Genomic DNA, 18,766 nt, shown 5'->3' on the forward strand with positions numbered 1-18,766 from the left:
CTAAGCCTCGATAGATGGTTGTTTGCCGTAGCGCTGTTGCCACTGCTCTGGAGTATTAATATTGTCTAATTGAGTGTTTTTCAAAGGGGATATTTGTAAACCTTGTAAAGACTTCAACATCATTTTAACCGAGTATTGGCGCTGTTTTGGCTGGATATAAGCTTGATCTAATTGGAGCTTAAGTACTGTCGCTAGATATTCAGTGACATCACCTGATAGCGGGATATACAAAGGTAAAAAGCACTGTTCAAAAGAGCATAAACAACGGTTTTTTCTGCCCTTTTCGATTAAATAGTTAAAATCCTCTGAGCATAAATCTGGCATGTCTACCGCAATCACTAGCAATTCATTGATGTTGCTGTGATGCATTTGAATATGGGTCATTGCCCCATGTATGCCAGATAATGGTCCACAATTTCGAATAATATCAACGATACCCTGTTCATGCTGAGAACCGCTGATAAAGATATTATTATCGCACACCAAAGCCAATTGATTTTTGCAATGTTCAAGCAACGATTGCGGACTTTCTGGTAATGTTAACAAACTTTTGTCTGTTCCCATTCTACTAGACTTCCCCCCAGCTAAAATCACCCCAGCTAACATGTATGAAACCCATTCCAAATCGGTACCATTTTTATTTGAGCAATCATTATCCGCCTAACATCGCTAAATGTTTAGTCGCACCTGTGAAACCATCTTGTAGCCAATGTGTCGCTTCTTTATCACCTAATAACTCAATGAGTTGGGCTTGTAATTGACTGCTATCAGTTGACTGCAAAGCAGGACGAATATCCAAACCTTGGTCAGCAAATAAGCATAAATGTAATTTGCCAGTGGCAGAAATCCTTAGACGATTACAGGTTGCACAAAAGTCTTTGCTGTAGGGCATGATTAAGCCTATTTTCCCTTGATAATCAGGGTGAAAAAACTCTTGCGCAGGCCCTGCTGTTTTATCGCGAATCAGTTGCTCCCATCCACTTTCTAGCAACTGTTCTTTTATTGGCATACCAGAAACATGGTTCTGGTTAAAAAACGTCACATTGTCACCCGTTTGCATCAACTCAATCAGTCTCAACGTCACAGGTGTGGTTTTTAACCAAGTCAGGAAATTCTTTAGCTCTTTTTCATTGTATTGCTTCATTAATACAGCGTTGACTTTAACTTTTACACCTAAAGCGATGGCTTTGTCGATACCAAGTAAAATAGTCTCAAGTTTATTATGCCCAGTAATCGCTGCAAACATACGAGGATCGAGGCTATCGATACTAATATTGAGTGAATCAAGTCCAGCATCCACCCATTTTTCAATATCGGTATCTAACTTATAGCCGTTACTCGTCATAGCGACATGTTCAATTCCACTAGCAGATGAGCAGGCCTTTATTATTTCAGGCAAGTCTTTTCTAAGGGAGGGTTCACCACCGGTTATACGTACTTTACTGGTGCCCAAGGAGGCAAATCCATTAACCAAAGTTTTAATTTCAGATAATGCCAAAAAGTCACGATCGGTATCGCAAGCATAACCATCAGGTAAACAGTAATCACATGAAAAATTACACACGTCTGTTATAGACAGCCGCAAGTAATGGAAGCGACGTCCAAATTTATCTTCTAACATATTGTTTAACACCTTTCCAAAGTGAAATGACACAAAAATTTGTGGCACTTGCGGGAGGCAGTTCGATTTCTCTTACAACCCTGGCGAACTGGCAACATTGCCAGATTCACGGCTAAAACACCTTGTCGTAGATTTAGGTGAGATAGCTCGGAGTTATGCACCGGTTGTCTGACTCAGAGGTCAAACAACAGTTACGTATTTGTACCATATAAATATAATATTGTAATGGTAAACCACTGTGGTCTTTTTATAATGTTAAGGCTGTCAGTCTGGGTACTCGATGCAATATGGCACATAAGTTGTAATAGTTTTATCAACATCTAAAAAAACGCATCAATAAAAAGCACTGTTAAAGTGCAAAACAAGAGATTTTCAAAGTCTATGATCAGCACATTCATCAACAAAAATAAGCTCTCCAATGATTTCACCTCAATTGCAAAGGATTACTTCATTCCTCTTGCCGAGGAAATCAAAACGCACCAATCAAGTGCAACAACCACTTATTTTGTTGGAATTAATGGCAGTCAGGGCTCCGGCAAGTCTACATTATCAGCGTTTTTGAAGGACTACTTGACCGATACTTACGGCATGAACGTAGTGGTAATGTCATTAGATGATTTCTACTTTAGCCAAATAGAACGCAAAATAGTAGCAGCCGATGTACATCCTTTATTTACCACTCGTGGTGTTCCCGGCACCCACAATATGCGCCAGGCAAAAACGGTAATGCACGATCTAAAACATCAACAACCCACGACTATCCCAAGATTTAATAAGGCGACAGATAATCCCCACCCTACCTCATCTTGGACCAAGGTATCGTCTGCAGTAGATATAGTGATCTTTGAAGGCTGGTGTTGGGGCGTTGAACCGCAAACGTCTAAACAGCTAAAACAACCAGTTAATGCATTAGAGACGATTGAAGACGAGCACGCAGACTGGCGAAACCACGTCAACTTACAACTTTCTCTCCATTATAAGCCTCTTTATAATTGGATGGATAAATGGGTGATGTTAAAAGCACCTTGTTTTGAGGATATATATGCATGGCGTTTAGAGCAGGAACAAAAGCTTAATGCTGCAACAACCCATGATGACAAATCGGGCATCATGAATGAACAGCAAATTCAGCGTTTTATCCAGCATTATCAACGTTTAACCGAACATGCACTCAATACACTGCCAAATATATGTGATCACGTATTTGAACTAAATTTTGAAAGGGCCATCACCGCCCATAAGATAAAGGCAATCCATGCTTAATGATGTATTAGTTTTTACCGATTTGGACGGCACATTGCTTGACCATCATACCTATAGTTTTGCTCCAGCATTACCCATGTTACATAAACTTAATTCTATCAATATCCCAGTGATCCCTAACACCAGTAAGACCTTCGCTGAACTAATTGAATTAAGACAACAAATAGGAATAGAAGGGCCTTTTATTGTCGAAAATGGTGCCGCTATTTACATCCCTATTCTTTATTTCAAAACTCAGCCAAAGGATACAACATCTAGAAATGGCTACTGGGTAAAAGAATTCACTAAACCAAGAGAGCATTGGTTGTCATTAATCGATGAGTTAAAAGGTCTTTATTCAGGCGAATTTAAGCATTTTTCTAACATGTCTAATACAGAAATAATGACGGCAACCGGGCTTTCAGCAAAACAGGCAAGATTAGCTGCTACTCGAGAGTACGGTGAACCTATTTTATGGTTGGGCAGTGCCAGTATAAAAAATAAATTTGTGCAGACAATTATAGATCTTGGAGTCACTCCTTTGCAGGGAGGACGTTTTTTACATCTATCTGGGGAATGTGACAAAGGCAAAGCACTGATTTGGCTAACAAAGCAGTTTAAAAAAGAACGAGACGTTAAACAATGTACCTCCATAGCCTTGGGTGACGGACAAAATGATGTTGCCATGCTTGAGGCTGCTGATATAGCGGTACGGATTTTATCACCAACAAACGCACCACCAATATTAACGAGACAAACTGGCGTTTTCACCAGCCAAGCGTATGGCCCAAGTGGTTGGACAGAATGTCTAGAGAAAATAATTTTTTCCCATCAACAATTTAACTAGTAGTACGGAGATAGCATGGCTGATTTTTATCAAAATGGCATAGTCACAACCTTACATAACTTATCTGAAAGGCCCATTGAGGAACTAGAAGCCGAACTTGTAGAGTTCTCAAAAAGACGTCCTATGGCGCTCATACTTCCCTCTTTATTTTCCGAACTTGAAGGCACAGCGTTACCGAACATTATCGACCATATAGCCAAAGTTCCCTACCTATCTCAAATCGTGATTGGTTTGGACAGAGCCAATCTTGAACAATACCAACATGCCCTAAAATTTTTTGGCACCTTACCGCAAAATCACCGCATATTGTGGAATGAAGGACCAAGACTACAAGCTTTAGACGCAAAATTAGAAGCTTTAGGATTGGCACCAAAGGAATTAGGCAAAGGACGTAATGTCTGGTATTGCATGGGGTATGTGTTAGCAACAGGAAAAGCAGAGTCGGTAGCATTACATGATTGCGATATTTTGACTTATGACAGAGGCTTACTAGCTAGATTGATATATCCGGTTGCGAATCCACTTTTTAACTATGAATTTTGCAAAGGCTATTATGCACGAGTGGCTGATGGAAAGATTAATGGCCGAGTTTCAAGATTATTAGTGACACCTTTAATACGAGCCTTACAAAAAGTAGTGGGTCATAATGAATATCTCGAATACATGGATAGTTTTAGATATCCATTGGCAGGCGAATTTTCTTTCAGGCGTGATGTGTTAAATGATATCCGAATTCCCAGTGATTGGGGCTTAGAAATTGGTGTGTTGTCTGAAATGCAACGTAACTATTCCCATAATAGATTATGTCAGGCAGATATCGCCAAAACCTATGATCATAAACACCAAGATTTATCGGCTAATAATGATCAAGGTGGACTGTCGAAAATGTCTATCGATATCACCAAAGCTTTAATTAGAAAACTCGCTACTCAGGGGGAAACCTTCTCCACCGAGACCTTTAGATCTTTAAAAGCGACGTATTACCGGATTGCCTTAGATTTTATAGAAACTTATAACAATGATGCCATTATGAATGGATTGAAGTTAGATATTCATAGTGAAGAAAAAGCAGTTGAGCTATTTGCCAGTAACATAATGAAAGCCGGTGAGAGTTTCTTAGATAATCCGATGGAAACCCCATTCATTCCAAGTTGGAACCGTGTGGTTAGTGCCATGCCGGACGTGCTAGAACAATTAAAAGACGCGGTAGAGCACGATTTCTTAGAGTTTAATCAACCGATTTAATCTTTTTAATCAATCAAAAGGCGCAATAAATGTTATCTGTATTAGAGCAACTGACAGAGCGTGTTGAGCATCACTTAACCGTTATATATCAGGATGTTGAATTAAAGACTTCGTACCCAGAGTTATGTAGGCAGTTATTACACACAATGCGTATAGATGCCTCTGAGTTATTAGTAGAGCCTAAACGTCATCATAATAATTGGGATCAAAAAGATGTCATGCTGATTACCTATGGCGACAGCATTGAAAAGTCAGGGGAAAAGCCACTTCATTCTTTACACAGTTTCTTAACAAAATACTGCGGTGGTGCGATCAATAGCATACATCTTTTACCTTTTTTTCCATACAGTTCTGATGATGGATTTTCGGTCATTGATTATTCTAGCGTCAACGAAGCGTTAGGAGATTGGGATGATATACAAGCCATTTCCCAAGACTATCGTGTTATGTCAGACGTGGTAATCAATCATTGCTCATCTAGGAGTTTATGGTTTGAAAATTTTATCAAAGGAGAAGGACCAGGTAGTGACTTTTTTTTTACTGCATCATTAGAGGATGATGTATCTAACATAGTAAGACCTAGAACCTCGGATTTGCTTAGATTAACCGAAACGAAACATGGGGAAAAACAGGTGTGGTGTACCTTTAGCCATGACCAGGTTGATTTTGACTTTAGGAACCCTGCTGTTTTGGACACCTTTGTTTCAATTATACGCCAATATCTGGACTCGGGCATTCGGATATTTCGCTTAGATGCGGTCGCTTTTCTGTGGAAGAAAATAGGCACTAATTGTATAAACCTTGAACAAACCCATGAAGTAGTTCGTTTGTTGCGAACACTGATAGAACATGCAGTCAGTAACGCTATAATTATAACTGAAACTAACATACCCAATCGACAAAACCTTACCTATTTTGGTAATGCCAACGAAGCTCATGGTATCTATAACTTTTCGCTGCCACCGCTGTTAGTCAATACTTTAGTAACAGGTTCGTGCAAGCACATCAAAGCCTGGTTGGGGAGTATGCCACCCGCTCAAAATGGTACATTCTTTTTTAATTTCATCGCGTCCCATGATGGCATAGGATTAAGGCCTGCTGAGGGGCTACTTGAAGATCAAGAACTCACAGCTTTGGTTAATACCATGCAAAATTTTGGCGGAAGAATTTCATGGCGTACATCAGAAGATGGCAAACAAAAAGCTTATGAAATCAATATTGCCCTTTACGATGCTCTGCAAGGTACAGTAAAAGGTCCTGACAAATGGGGATTAGACAGATTTATATGTGCCCATAGCATAATGTTTGGCTTAGAAGGTATTCCAGGAATTTATATTCATAGCTTATTAGGCACCGGTAATGATTATGAAAAAGTAAAAAACACTAGCCATAACCGCTCTATCAATAGACATAAATGGGATTATACCAAGTTACAGGAACAACTCGATTCACCCTATAGCCAACATAGCAAAGTACATGGGAGGATAATAAAGCTACTAAACATTCGCAAACAACAACCCGCATTCCATCCTAATGCCACCCAGTTTGCCTTGCAACTAGGTGAGCATATATTTGGTTTTTGGCGACAAAGTATGGACAGAAGACAAAGTATTTTTTGTATTTTCAATGTCACTGATGAACCACAAAACGTTAGGTTAAGTGACATTAACTTGATAGGTACCGACACTTGGTTTGACCTTATCAGCGGCCATACAATAAGTCTGGAAGATCTTGAATACCAGCTAACACCTTATCAATCTATATGGATATCTAACATTAGCAGTTAATCCCTTAACCTAAGTAAATCGGCTATTTGGGGCTTATGTAGCACATCAGCCCCATTCTATCTAATTGATTTTAATCCACATTATTTTCCCCAGCCAATAGCTGACTTTTTTAAACGACACATTAGTTATGTATGTAAAACACATTGACTACGGCATGCTCACATAACAATATAAGCCATTGTTATAATAAGACATTTATCTTTTGGCACGACATTTGATATGACTATTGTGAGTAAGGTGGCAACAGTAACAATTAAGCAAAGCCCCTCCATACTTCTTGATATTTTCACTGCGCTTTTCTATTGAAATTATTAGCATGGACGAAGCACAAGCAGACAGCACACTTAGTGTAATTTTTACTCAACTTGATATCAACCAAGATGGTTTTTTTCACACTTGGAATTAGAAGTTCAAACTGAAGATGAAACTAACTAAGTCAGATATCTGCTTAATTAAAAGCCCACAAAGATAATAACTTTGTGGGCTTTTAACTATTTTATAACTCAACCGGCAAGTCAGCACTAGCTCCCCATTCACTCCACGAACCATCGTATACCGCTAGCTTTGTATATCCTGCTTCAGTTGCTGCCAATGCCAAAATGCAAGCGGTGACTCCCGACCCACAACTAAAAACTAAAGACTTATCTAAAGTCAGTACCCATTCTGAAAAAATGGTTTTGAGCTCTGTAGATGATTTTAGTGTCGTGCCTTCAAGGCATAGTTGAAACGGTAAATTGATTGAATTAGGGATATAACCCCCAGGACTGCTATCGCTTTGTCCAGTTACTGGATTGTTCATTTGGGTATACAACACTATTAGTTTAGGCTGCTCGATATTATCTTTTAGCCATTGACTGGAAACCATGTTGGTTTTTGACGGCATGATTTATTCCTTATAAACAATGAAATACTATATGGATTACACAATAAACCCAAAGTATCATATACGAAATCGTCACTTATCCTTGCTAACTTTTTCGTGATACTGATAACTAGTTCAACTGGGATTAAAATGTCGAGTCACCCCCAACTTCCGTCCAGTAGTAAGAGAATTCAAGTATGTTAAACCAAACTTTATGGCTTAAGTCACCCGCCGCGATATATACCGGTAATACACTAAACGCCGGTAACGGCCTCGTAATTAAAGGCAACAAAATTGTTGAATTAGTACCCTCAGGCATGAAGCCCAAAATGCCCATAGATAGTTATCTTGATTGCAGTAATAAAGTGATTACGCCAGGTCTTATCAATACTCATCATCATTTCTATCAAACACTCACCCGAGCCGTCCCAGGTGCCTTAAATAAACCCTTGTTCCCTTGGCTTAAATACCTGTATCAAATATGGAAAAACCTAGATGAAGAAATGATCTACTCAGCGACCCAATTAGCTGGGTTAGAGTTGATGTTCTCTGGAGCAACCTGTATTGCCGATCACCACTACGTATTCCCTAAAGGGCTTGAACAAGCAATTGATATTCAGGTTGAGGCCATCAACACTTTGGGTTGTCGTGCAACACTGACCAGAGGCTCCATGAGTCTAGGAGAAAGTGACGGTGGCTTGCCTCCAGACAGTGTTATCCAATCCGAAGATATAATATTGCAAGATAGTCAGAGACTGATATCAAAATACCATGACAACAGTGAAGATGGGTTTATACAGATAGCGCTAGCGCCGTGTTCGCCTTTTTCTGTATCAACCTCACTGATGCAAGACACGGCTCAGTTAGCGAAAGAAAATAACGTGATGCTGCATACACATTTGGCTGAAACTGAAGATGAAAACAATTTTTGTATGCGTCAATTTGGAATGCGTCCTTTAGATTATTTAGAACATTGCAATTGGTTGGGTGACAAAACCTGGCTCGCACACGGAATTCACTTTAACCAAGATGAAATACGACGCTTAGGCCAAGCTAAAGTCGGTATTGCTCACTGTCCCAGTTCTAATATGTTATTAGCATCAGGCATTTGCCCAACAGTCGAACTTGAAGCCGCGGGGTGTAATATTGGATTAGCGGTAGATGGCTCTGCGTCGAACGATTGTTCTAATATGATCCAAGAAGTGCGCCAATCTTTGTTACAACAGCGCTTACGTTATGGAGCAGAGATTATAACCACCGAACGTGTTCTGGGTTATGCAACAACAGGTTCGGCTTCAGTGTTACAAAGACCTAGCATAGGAACGTTTAATGTTGGTATGCAAGCAGACCTAGCGGTTTTTAGCTTAGACGAATTACGTTTTTCAGGGGTGGGCAGTCCACTTGATGGATTGATAACTTGTGGCGCATATCAAGTCGATAAACTGATGGTCGGGGGGAAGTGGTTAATTGAAGATTCTGAGCACCGCACAGTTATAAACAGGCAACTCATGGAAAAACATCAATTACTCGCTAAAAAAATTCAAAACCAAAACTCTGTTTAACTTATTTTTTAATGTATGTAGGCACTCCGATGGTGCAATGCAATAAGAAATGATTTAAATTAGTGCACCCCCTAATTTAAGAAATTAACATCACGGGTAAGTATTATGCCTAACGTTATTTTTTTATTCCAGCAAAACACAAGTATTTTCAAGGGATTAATAAATATCGTTGCTACTAGACCATTTGGACAAGTTGTTGGCATCTTTCGTGCACAACATGATAAAAAATCAGAATAAAATAAATAACTAAATTAAAATAGTGTGTTGAATGGTCCATAGAGACTAATACAACATCAAGCAAAGTTACTACCCTGGAAACACAAAAATGACAAACAAAACTTTTATATCAAATCCGTTAGCCAAAGCTGTTGCTATTGGACTAGCCTCTTTAATACCAATACAAGCAATGGCACAAGAAACTGAAGAAGAAAGTGTCGAGCGTATAGAGGTAACTGGCTCTTTAGGTAGCCTGCCCGGACAAGATGTTGAAGCTGTATTCGGCTTTGGTAAATCAATACTAGAGACACCTCGTTCAGCTTCGACGATAAGTGATGAGCAGTTAGAACGTTTTGCAGTAACAGATATAGATGAACTAATGGCGTTTGCACCTGGTACATTTACTCAGTCATTTTTTGGAGTCGCAGGGTCGCTTGATATCCGTGGTACACCAGGCGAAAATTACTTTCGTGGCATGAAACGCTTAGATAATCCAGGTAACTATCCCACACCAATTGGTGCTTCAAGTAGAATAGATATTGTTCGTGGTCCAGCCTCTCCTATATATGGTCCATCTAAAATTGGGGGTTATTTAAACTTTAATCCTAAATCCGCTCGCGCAAGTGGTGGTCAATACTTAGAAGAAAATACTGGAGCCTTCTCATACTCTTTAGGTACTTGGGATAAAAGTGTTATGACTGCCGAGATTGGTGGTCCTGGTTCTGTTGGCGGCAAGGAAATGGGGTTTTACCTTTACGGTGAATTAGAAAACTCAGGTAGCTTTTATGATAACACCGACACCGACCAAACTATTTTACAAGCTTCGATTAATGTTGATATTACAGACAAAATACGTATTGAATTTGGTGGTATGTATCATGATTTTGCAGGGAATCAAGTCGCTGGTTGGAACCGTTTAAGCCAAGACCTAATTGACACCGGCATTTATGTAACAGGAACAGCTAAACCATTAGACATTAGTGGCGATGGTTCAATTTCACACCAAGAGTACAATTTAGTGAGAGGTGATATTAATCCTTTTATCTTTAACAATGTAGGTTTTGGCTTATTTCCAGATAGAATTACAAACGCTGACTTTTCTCCCACTTTGGCATTGGACAATCCAGGTACAACAACTCTTGGCAGAAATCAGGTCTTAGCTGCTGCGGACGATGTGTTATTGAATACAGTTGAAACACTTTATTTTGATATTTTTTATTACACCGACAATGGTTGGGAAATCAAGAATCAAATGTTTTATGAAGCTTACGAAAACTTAAATGAAAATGCGTATGGTTTTGCACAATTTCATGACAGCTCGGTATTTGAAAACAAACTAGTATTCTCAACAGAGTATGAAACAAATACATTGCTAGCACAGTTTCAAATATCACCTTCAATTCGCCATACAGAGTTTTTACATGGTGATGACTTTACCAATGAATATTTTAATCGTAGAGACTTAACAGGACCTTCAACAGCTCTAGACAGGCGTTTGTTAGCCACACGAATCGGAAAAGACTTTGACAACTACGACGTAGGAAATTATACCGATTTAGGTTTCGCAGTAATGACTGATTTTACCTGGGAAATGGGTCTTAATATTGTTTTAGGTGTGCGTTATGACACTATTGATATTAAGAGCACAAGCCGCGGTGATTTATTGTTAACTGTTGCGGATATCGAAACGGTTGAAGAAACAGTTGATGGCGTGTCTTGGAATACCAGTATTTCATTCAAAACAGATATAGGTTTAATTCCCTATATTACTGCCGCAGAACAAGCAACGTTAGTGGCGGGTCAAGGTGCTGAGATTGGTGTTGGACAAGTTGGAAATGGCGCTTTTGATACCTCTGATTTATTCGAATATGGTATTAAAGGTTCATTTTTAGATGACAGCTTGTATTTCGCCTTGTCTGTTTACGAGCAAGAGCGAACCGATTTTAGTGCACAGGCAATCGTCACCAACTCAACCACTGAAAACGAAGGAACTGAATTTGAACTGCGTTGGGTAGTTAACGACAACTTAGTAGTGGGTGCAGGTTACACAAACTCAAAAGTTTATAACCTAACTGCTTTAGAATTAGGTGAACAATTTGGTTTTTTTGGTATTGAACATTTACCCAATGTGACTGACGCGTCTTTGTTGTATGGTGGTTCTGTCATAGGTAACAACCTTGTAGACAGTACAGATAAAGAAAGTGCCAGAAAAGCAGGTATCCCTGAAAATATCTACACTTTAAATGCAACCTACGACTTCCAAAATGGCTATGCAATTAATGCGAGTATTATCAGAGCGGATTCAACTTTTTCTGACTTTTCTCAAACAGTTACTTTACCGGCTTACACCCTAGTTAATGCTGGTGTTTTTTATGATGCAGAAACCTGGACAGCCAGCTTAAGTATTAAAAACCTGACTGATGAAGATTACTTTAGAGCAAACTTCCCTGACTTGTTTGGGGCTCAGATAGTCTTACCTGAGCTACCGCGACATTACCAAGCTAAGTTCAGCTATAAATTTTAATAGAAGTTAAACTATATAAAATATTCAAACTATATGAGGATAAATATGTGTCATGCATATTTATCCTTTTTTATTGGGAGAAAAAGTATGCGCAAATCAATTTTTAAACGATTAACTATTTTTAATATCGTTGTTTTAATCCTATTTTTAATGACCAGTTGCCAGAATAACAGTGAATTAACCCAAACTAATGTTACCCCCCCTATAGAAATTAAAGTGGTCGTCGTCACTATGTTTGAAATTGGTGCGGATGAAGGCGACAAACCCGGTGAATTCCAGCTATGGAAAGCTGGCCAAAAACTTGATACCTGTTTACCTTTTGTCGTTTCACATCATGATATTTGTATTAATTCAGAAACGGGCGTAATGGGTATCGTTACAGGTATGGGCACAGCCAAAGCGGCCACAGCTATTATGGCATTAGGCTTAGATCCTAGATTTGATTTAACCCATGCATATTGGTTAGTGGCAGGAATTGCTGGTTTTGATCCTGCAGATGCATCCATAGGATCTGCTGCTTGGGCAACATGGTTAGTCGATGGTGATTTGGCCCATCAAATTGATGCCAGAGAAATACCTGATACTTGGTCAACCGGCTACTTTCCGTTGTTTACTACTGACCCTTTATTGGAAAATCAAACCATAGATCTCAGTAAACTCAATAAACATGGTCAATCTTCAAATGGTGAAGTGTATCAACTCAACCCGCAACTAACCGATTGGGCATATACACTTACAAAAGATGTAAAATTAAATGATTACCCTGTTATGCAAGCCTTGCGAGATAAATACACCGGTTATCCGAACGCACAAAAATTACCTTTTGTATTGAAAGGTGAACATTTAGCAGCTTCCACTTTTTGGCATGGGGATTTATTAAATGAGTGGGCGAATAACTGGACCCATTATTGGACTGCAGGTCAAGGCAATTTTGTCAGCTCTGGCATGGAAGATACTGGCGCTTACCAGTCAATGATTTACTTAGACAACGCGAATAAAGCGGATAAATCTCGTTTTATGGTCGTACGTACTGGCAGTAATTATTCTATGCCACCGCCAGGATTAACAGCGATTGAAAATTTAAAATTAGAAAGTGGTGAAAATGGTTATGCTGGAATGCGCTCTGCATTAGAAACTGCCTATCTGGTAGGCAGTAAAGTAGTAGATACTATCGTGGCTAATTGGCCGCAATACAAAAGTATTATGCCCTACGATGTAAAAGGTGAAGTAACTGATGTTAGTCAGCAGCGACTTACTCAAAACAGCGAAAAATCAACTTCAATTAGTCAGCTATCCAGTACCGCTAATAGCGAAAAGATATTGACCGCAGCAGAGTTAGCCAAAGCGTTAAACCTTGAGGCACATGTGGAAGGTGGCTATTTTCGTCAAACGTTTAAAGCGGACCATCGACCTACTATTGCCACTGAAAATGGCGACCGTGTCACCATGACAAGCATTTATTATCTGCTCAGTGCCAAATCCCCTATTGGTCATTTTCATATGAATCAATCAGACATCATGCATTATTTTCATAAAGGTGATCCCATCACCTACTATATGCTGAAAGCCGACGGTAGCTTGCAAAAGACTATATTAGGACCCGACCCCACTAAAGGTCATCAAATGCAAATGATGGTAAAAGGGGGCACCTGGAAGGCATCCAAAATGTCTACTGATGGTAAATATGGTTACGGACTCATTGGAGAAGCCGTAGCACCTGGTTTTGAGTACTCAGATATGCAATTAGGTAAAACCCCTATGTTGTTGCAGCAGTTTCCACTGCATACACAACTCATCAATGAACTGAGTCGAGAATAGGCGCTGAACTTTACTAGGCATCAATACTCTGAAATGAGTACCAGTCATTTCACCCATTTAACGTTGAGAAAAAACATGAAAATAATATGTATTTCAATGACATTAATCTTAGCTTTTGCGGTTACAAGTATTAATGCACAGGAAAGCAAACAGCTCAACTTTATGAGTGAGCAGTTATCAGAGCAGTTATTGAATCAAACCGTTGCCCTTAGTGATCCAAAATTAATAAAAGCCCAAGCTAACTTATTACGTAAACACTATGAAGCGTTGGTAAAAACAGGGTTTAGTAAAGACGAAGCGTTGCAGCTTGTGATTGCCATGGCATCACAAGATAAGGGCTAATGTGAGTGGCAAACGAAGCGCACCTCAAAAATGGCTTAATATTTCTAAATAGTCATTAAAGTCACCACTCTACAATAACGGTGTCAGTAAGCACTTAATTTTTCTAACCAATCCAGTTTGTGTTCTGTAGGCATAAAGCTAGCGTTAAAACTATTCTTAATTAATTGATATAGCTGATGTTTCTCAATTGGTAAATGGTCAATTATTGCAAAAAAATTATCATTTAAATAACCACCAAAATAACTAGGATCATCCGCATTAATTGTAGCCATAAGTCCCAATTCGAGTAATTCCAACACATTATGCTGATGCATATGTTCGAATACTTTTAGCTTTGTATTAGACAGTGGGCAGACGGTTAAGGGATGTTGTGATTGAATTAAAAAAGCAATTAACTTAGGGTCTTCAATACTACGCACGCCATGATCAATTCGGTGCACATCCAAGGCTTTAAGCGCGCCCCAAACGTACTCAGCCGGGCCTTCTTCCCCTGCATGGGCCACTCGTTTCAAGCCTAATTCTTGTGCCATTTTAAACACTTGGGTGAATTTTTCCGGTGGATTGCCTAATTCACTACTATCAAGTCCTACTGCAGTAATATCGTCTAAATAAGGTCTTGCAGAGTCTAAAGTCTCAATGGCACTTTGTTCAGTTAAATGCCTCAAGAAAGACATAATCAAAAAACAGGATTGTCCCCATTCTTGCTGCGCTTGTTGGATTGCCCGCTTAAAACCTGGCATAAATATATCAAATCCAATACCCCGTTCAGTATGGGTCTGCGGGTCAAACATAATTTCCGCATGTACCACATTATCTTGTTTGCACCTAAGTAAATAATTCCACATCAACTGGTAAAAATCGTCTTCATCCTTAAGTACTGAAGCACCAAAGTAGTAAAGATCTAAAAAACTTTGAAGATCTTCAAAGTTATAAGCCTTTTTTACTTCTTCAATATTTGCATAGGGTAATTTAACCTGATGTTTTCCTGCTAAAGCCATCATTAAGTCTGGTTCTAACGAACCTTCAATGTGTAGGTGTAATTCTACTTTTGGTAATGCTGCTACCCAATGCTTCAACTCGTTTTTGGTCATTTTTCCACCTGCTTTATCTATCTTTTACCACGTATGTTTTGTCTTGATTTGCACCAAAATAAATAACTAAGTTAGATAGTGGTGCAATATCCACGATATTATCTGGATTGAAACAATTTTTTAAATCAAATCAAAGGGCTAAAACACAATTATATTATTGTTTTACCACGTTAGATGACATGATAAGTATGTTTACAGCATAAATCAGACTAATGCCAGACTATATGGTCAGGTTTTTGCAGACTAATTCTGCAAAATACTCATAATCTCAAAATAAATAAATGATGTCACATCAAAACCAGAGCGATAAATATGTCTAATTTTCTTGAACACTTTTTTAAACTAAAAGAAAAAGGTACCAATCTCAAAACTGAATTTATTGCCGGTTTAACTACTTTTGCAGCTATGTCTTATGTGCTGGTAGTTAATCCTAGTATTCTAGGTGCAGGTGGTATGCCAATTGAAGGGCTGATCACCGTCACGGCTATAGCTGCGTGTCTGGGTACATTATTAATGGCATTTATGACCAACTACCCCATTGCTATGGCTCCGGGTATGGGACTCAATGCCTTCTTCGCCTTTACTATTTGTTTAACCCGAGAAATCCCATGGGACGCAGCCTTAGGAATCGTTTTTTGGAATGGTATTTTATTTTTATTATTGTCTGTCACGGGTGTCAGAACCAAAATAGCTGAAGCTATCCCTGCAGCCCTTAAAATTGGTGTGCAGTGCGGTATTGGATTATTTATTGCGTTTATTGGTTTGAAAAATGCCGGTTTGGTAGTAGATAACCCTGCTACTTTTGTGTCTATTGGTGACTTATCTGAACCCGCCACTTTATTAGCTTTAGCGGGTATCATCTTAACGATTGTATTAGTCATTAGAAAAGTAACCGGTGCTATCCTGATTTCCGTAGTCGTGTTAAGTCTAATAGGTGCATTCATACCTGTTGGCGATGGATATTTAACACAACATACAAGCCAGTTTATTGGTCTTCCAGATGATATCAGCAGCACTTTTTTTGCTATGGACATTATGTATCCTATCGAATATTTTGCTGAAACATGGGATCTTATATTTGCACTATTATTCGTAAATATGTTCGATACCATCGGCACATTAATAGGTGTATCCCGTCGTGCTAACCTGCTAGATGAGCATGGTAAATTACCAAAAATGGGCAAGGCGATGACGGCAGACGCAGTGGCCAGCGTTATGGGTGCAGCCATAGGTACTTCACCTGTAACGTCTTACGTCGAATCAGCAGCAGGGGTCTCAGCAGGCGGCAGGACAGGATTGACGTCGGTGTTTGTTGCTCTATGTTTTATTTTGGCCTTATTCCTCACACCACTTATGAAAGTTATCCCGTTAATGGCAACGACTCCCGCGTTAATCATGGTGGGTATATTGATGATGGATTCATTTAGACAACTCGATTTTGACGATCTAACGTCTTTGTCCACCGCCACAGTTGCATTATTAGCTATGCCACTCACATTTAGTATTAGCGAAGGCATTGCTCTAGGCTTTATTACTTATGTCGGCATAATGCTAGGTACTGGAAGATATAAACAAGTCACCTTAATCACATATATAATGGCAGCGGTATTTGTACTCAGATATGTGTTGGATTTAAAGTAAATTTAACATTTTTTAATTATTGAAATTACTTTTCATTGGTTACTTATTATCAATAATTTTATTAAACACTTTCACTCACCCTAAGTTTAAGGACAGCATATGTATTTTGAAGATTATCAACCGGGTCAAACATCTAGGTTTGGCGCTTATCTTGTTACTGAAAGTGAAATAATAGAATTTGCCAGTAAATATGATCCCCAGTACTTTCATTTAGACGATGAGGCAGCCAAAAACTCTCTTTTTGGGGGCTTATGTGCCAGTGGATGGCATACTTCGGCCATGTTCATGCGGATGTTAATTGATAATCTACCGGAAGAACATGGGTCACTTGGCTCACCTGGTATCAACAACCTCAAATGCCTAAACACCAAGTTAAAAATGACAGCGTGATGTGAGATAAACGCCGTAAAAGTCAGGATTTTACGAAGATAGGATTGTTAGTTTCCAAATCTATAAGGTCCTCTTTGCTCGTTCTGTGGTGATACTTCTAAGTTGATAGTCTGCCATATGCCAAAGCTCATTGAATGGCAGATACCTTATCTTCTGCCCAATTCAAAGCGTCTTGAAATAAACGGCAAGATTGTTCGGGGTCTACTTTTATTTGTTTGCAGAAAAGCTCAATATTTTGCCAATCTGCTTTTTCAAATAATTCACAAAGTTTTAAAAAATATGCAGATTCGCCTTTACGATTGATAATCGCGTCTTTCATATCTTGGTGCAGAGGTAATTTATCCATCAGTTCTTGTATGTCGCCATCCACCATGGCATCAATTAAGGACAACATACCAATTAAAAATGCAGAGGGCTGAGAATTAGCAGGCTTAGTTGCATTTACCATTAACTCACAAAAACGCCCTCTAGATAAAGCCATGACAGCCAACGCTTGCGGTTTACCTGTTGAAAATTGAGCGGTAAATAATAAACAAATAAAACGTTTTAACTCTTCGAGTCCCAATACTATTACAGCTTGTTTTATACTCTGTATGACAGCATCGCGTTTAAAGATTGGTGATTGTACATAACGCAGCAACTTAAAAGACAGGTTGATGTCATCTTCAAATATGGATGTGATCTTTTTAAAATCTAATTCGGGTTTATTGATTTCGGACCACAAATGCACCACGGCAATTTGAGACGGGTTAAAGGCAACCGTCTTAATAATTTCAGGCCGACTAAAAAAGTAGCCTTGAAAATATTCACAACCAATACTTAATCCGTGTTGAAAATCAGCGTAAGTTTCAATCTTTTCTGCCAGTAACTTAATATGAGGAAAAGGTTTTAACGCAGCTATGATTGCTTGAAATTGCGATTCAGATGTCAAGGAATAATCGAGTTTTATGATATCTACATAGGGAAAAAAATGTTTCCATGCTGAGTCATGCTCATAATCATCTAACGCAATGGAATAACCTTTATCTTTTAAATCAATACAAGCAGCAAGCAGCTTTTTACCAGGTTTGGCGGTTTCGAGAATTTCAACCACAATTTTCTCTTTGTCCAATAACAAAGGATAACCATTGATTAAGGAATCATGGGTGAAGTTGATAAAGGCTAAAGAGCCTTGGGTCAAACTTTCTAACCCTAAATTAAACTCTAACCCTTCAATTATTTTTGCAGTGGCTACGTCTTCTTTAATATTTTTTGGAAATATATTATCTAGACTGTCGCGAAGTAATAATTCATAAGCAAATAATTTTTTAGCTCTATCTAAAATAGGCTGGCGTGCAACAAAAAATCTCAAATTATATCCCCTTTGTTACTACTGCACAAAACCTTTTTCCCTTCAAAATAAGTGACGGTCAATGGTGATTGATATTAAGTTAAATATCATTGTAGTGCATAAAATACGACTCAAACGAGATTGAATAAAGGTAGTTTCATAAAACTGAAAAAGTGTTGCTTGTATACTAATCAAGATTTGATACTTCATACTTCTCTCATTGTATGTTGCATTAAACCACCCAAAAA

15 protein-coding genes and 1 riboswitch are annotated in these 18,766 nt (G+C 38.8%); of the genes, 10 read left to right on the forward strand and 5 right to left on the reverse strand.

What is annotated here, in order from left to right; translation table 11 throughout:
* Both CXF95_RS10835 and moaA read right to left on the reverse strand, forming a co-directional pair.
* Positions 1–606, reverse strand: coding sequence for a molybdenum cofactor guanylyltransferase (locus CXF95_RS10835; protein WP_101198668.1), 606 nt, complete (start codon positions 604–606; stop codon positions 1–3).
* A 46-nt stretch (positions 607–652) separates the two neighbouring features.
* On the reverse strand, positions 653–1,621 hold the full coding sequence (gene moaA / locus CXF95_RS10840; RefSeq protein WP_101198669.1) for a GTP 3',8-cyclase MoaA: 969 nt from the start codon (positions 1,619–1,621) through the stop codon (positions 653–655).
* A riboswitch (molybdenum cofactor riboswitch) is annotated at positions 1,615–1,786 on the reverse strand. (Overlaps the previous gene by 7 nt.)
* 216 nt (positions 1,787–2,002) lie before the next feature.
* Here moaA and CXF95_RS10845 point away from each other — a divergent pair.
* The 4 genes from CXF95_RS10845 to CXF95_RS10860 are packed head-to-tail and all read left to right on the forward strand — an operon-like array spanning position 2,003 to position 6,742.
* On the forward strand, positions 2,003–2,884 hold the full coding sequence (locus CXF95_RS10845) for a kinase (RefSeq protein ID WP_101198670.1): 882 nt from the start codon (positions 2,003–2,005) through the stop codon (positions 2,882–2,884).
* Complete coding sequence (locus tag CXF95_RS10850; RefSeq protein WP_101198671.1) at positions 2,877–3,710, forward strand: mannosyl-3-phosphoglycerate phosphatase; 834 nt, start codon at positions 2,877–2,879, stop codon at positions 3,708–3,710. The genes CXF95_RS10845 and CXF95_RS10850 overlap by 8 nt, the downstream gene beginning before the upstream one ends.
* A 15-nt stretch (positions 3,711–3,725) precedes the next feature.
* On the forward strand, positions 3,726–4,955 hold the full coding sequence (locus tag CXF95_RS10855; protein ID WP_101198672.1) for a glycosyl transferase: 1,230 nt from the start codon (positions 3,726–3,728) through the stop codon (positions 4,953–4,955).
* Positions 4,956–4,984: 29 nt separating this feature from the next.
* Complete coding sequence (locus CXF95_RS10860; RefSeq protein ID WP_101198673.1) at positions 4,985–6,742, forward strand: sugar phosphorylase; 1,758 nt, start codon at positions 4,985–4,987, stop codon at positions 6,740–6,742.
* A 496-nt stretch (positions 6,743–7,238) separates the two neighbouring features.
* Here the strand turns inward: CXF95_RS10860 and CXF95_RS10865 are convergent, their stop codons facing one another.
* On the reverse strand, positions 7,239–7,625 hold the full coding sequence (locus CXF95_RS10865; protein WP_101198674.1) for a sulfurtransferase: 387 nt from the start codon (positions 7,623–7,625) through the stop codon (positions 7,239–7,241).
* A 176-nt stretch (positions 7,626–7,801) separates the two neighbouring features.
* On the opposite strand from CXF95_RS10865, the gene CXF95_RS10870 reads away from it, so the two are divergent.
* The 4 genes from CXF95_RS10870 (at position 7,802) to CXF95_RS10885 (ending at position 14,066) form a co-directional block, all read left to right on the forward strand.
* Positions 7,802–9,166, forward strand: a complete 1,365-nt coding sequence (locus CXF95_RS10870; RefSeq protein WP_101198675.1) for an 8-oxoguanine deaminase — start codon at positions 7,802–7,804, stop codon at positions 9,164–9,166.
* Between the two features lie 325 nt (positions 9,167–9,491).
* Positions 9,492–11,906: a TonB-dependent siderophore receptor gene (locus CXF95_RS10875; protein ID WP_101198676.1), complete on the forward strand. Its 2,415-nt coding sequence runs from the start codon at positions 9,492–9,494 to the stop codon at positions 11,904–11,906.
* Between the two features lie 87 nt (positions 11,907–11,993).
* A complete protein-coding gene (locus CXF95_RS10880) occupies positions 11,994–13,724 on the forward strand; it encodes a cupin domain-containing protein (protein WP_101198677.1) in 1,731 nt (576 codons plus the stop codon).
* A 75-nt stretch (positions 13,725–13,799) separates the two neighbouring features.
* Complete coding sequence (locus CXF95_RS10885; protein ID WP_101198678.1) at positions 13,800–14,066, forward strand: hypothetical protein; 267 nt, start codon at positions 13,800–13,802, stop codon at positions 14,064–14,066.
* Between the two features lie 83 nt (positions 14,067–14,149).
* On the opposite strand, the gene CXF95_RS10890 is transcribed toward CXF95_RS10885, so the two are convergent.
* Positions 14,150–15,157, reverse strand: a complete 1,008-nt coding sequence (locus CXF95_RS10890; protein WP_101198679.1) for an adenosine deaminase — start codon at positions 15,155–15,157, stop codon at positions 14,150–14,152.
* A 312-nt stretch (positions 15,158–15,469) separates the two neighbouring features.
* Here CXF95_RS10890 and CXF95_RS10895 point away from each other — a divergent pair, with 312 nt between their 5' ends.
* Both CXF95_RS10895 and CXF95_RS10900 read left to right on the forward strand, forming a co-directional pair.
* The gene (locus CXF95_RS10895) at positions 15,470–16,798 is read left to right on the forward strand and encodes an NCS2 family permease (RefSeq protein WP_101198681.1); all 1,329 of its coding nucleotides are present in this window, start codon (positions 15,470–15,472) and stop codon (positions 16,796–16,798) included.
* 99 nt (positions 16,799–16,897) lie between these two features.
* Positions 16,898–17,188, forward strand: a complete 291-nt coding sequence (locus CXF95_RS10900) for a MaoC/PaaZ C-terminal domain-containing protein (protein ID WP_232787763.1) — start codon at positions 16,898–16,900, stop codon at positions 17,186–17,188.
* A gap of 127 nt (positions 17,189–17,315) precedes the next feature.
* On the opposite strand, the gene CXF95_RS10905 is transcribed toward CXF95_RS10900, so the two are convergent.
* Positions 17,316–18,539 (reverse strand): EAL and HDOD domain-containing protein, encoded by a 1,224-nt coding sequence (locus CXF95_RS10905; RefSeq protein ID WP_101198682.1) that lies wholly within the window; start codon positions 18,537–18,539, stop codon positions 17,316–17,318.
* Positions 18,540–18,766 lie beyond the last annotated feature (227 nt).

This window comes from Paraglaciecola sp. MB-3u-78 (genome assembly GCF_002835935.1).
Lineage (GTDB): Bacteria > Pseudomonadota > Gammaproteobacteria > Enterobacterales > Alteromonadaceae > Paraglaciecola.

Excerpts from the sequence above, each read along its gene's own strand:
- moaA (WP_101198669.1), bottom strand. The coding sequence starts at position 1,621 with ATGTTAGAAGATAAATTTGGACGTCGCTTCCATTACTTGCGGCTGTCT.
- CXF95_RS10890 (WP_101198679.1), bottom strand. The coding sequence starts at position 15,157 with ATGACCAAAAACGAGTTGAAGCATTGGGTAGCAGCATTACCAAAAGTA.
- CXF95_RS10870 (WP_101198675.1), top strand. The coding sequence starts at position 7,802 with ATGTTAAACCAAACTTTATGGCTTAAGTCACCCGCCGCGATATATACC.
- CXF95_RS10900 (WP_232787763.1), top strand. The coding sequence starts at position 16,898 with ATGTATTTTGAAGATTATCAACCGGGTCAAACATCTAGGTTTGGCGCT.
- CXF95_RS10850 (WP_101198671.1), top strand. The coding sequence starts at position 2,877 with ATGCTTAATGATGTATTAGTTTTTACCGATTTGGACGGCACATTGCTT.
- CXF95_RS10860 (WP_101198673.1), top strand. The coding sequence starts at position 4,985 with ATGTTATCTGTATTAGAGCAACTGACAGAGCGTGTTGAGCATCACTTA.
- CXF95_RS10885 (WP_101198678.1), top strand. The coding sequence starts at position 13,800 with ATGAAAATAATATGTATTTCAATGACATTAATCTTAGCTTTTGCGGTT.
- CXF95_RS10880 (WP_101198677.1), top strand. The coding sequence starts at position 11,994 with ATGCGCAAATCAATTTTTAAACGATTAACTATTTTTAATATCGTTGTT.
- CXF95_RS10895 (WP_101198681.1), top strand. The coding sequence starts at position 15,470 with ATGTCTAATTTTCTTGAACACTTTTTTAAACTAAAAGAAAAAGGTACC.
- CXF95_RS10845 (WP_101198670.1), top strand. The coding sequence starts at position 2,003 with ATGATCAGCACATTCATCAACAAAAATAAGCTCTCCAATGATTTCACC.
- CXF95_RS10865 (WP_101198674.1), bottom strand. The coding sequence starts at position 7,625 with ATGCCGTCAAAAACCAACATGGTTTCCAGTCAATGGCTAAAAGATAAT.
- CXF95_RS10835 (WP_101198668.1), bottom strand. The coding sequence starts at position 606 with ATGTTAGCTGGGGTGATTTTAGCTGGGGGGAAGTCTAGTAGAATGGGA.
- CXF95_RS10855 (WP_101198672.1), top strand. The coding sequence starts at position 3,726 with ATGGCTGATTTTTATCAAAATGGCATAGTCACAACCTTACATAACTTA.
- CXF95_RS10875 (WP_101198676.1), top strand. The coding sequence starts at position 9,492 with ATGACAAACAAAACTTTTATATCAAATCCGTTAGCCAAAGCTGTTGCT.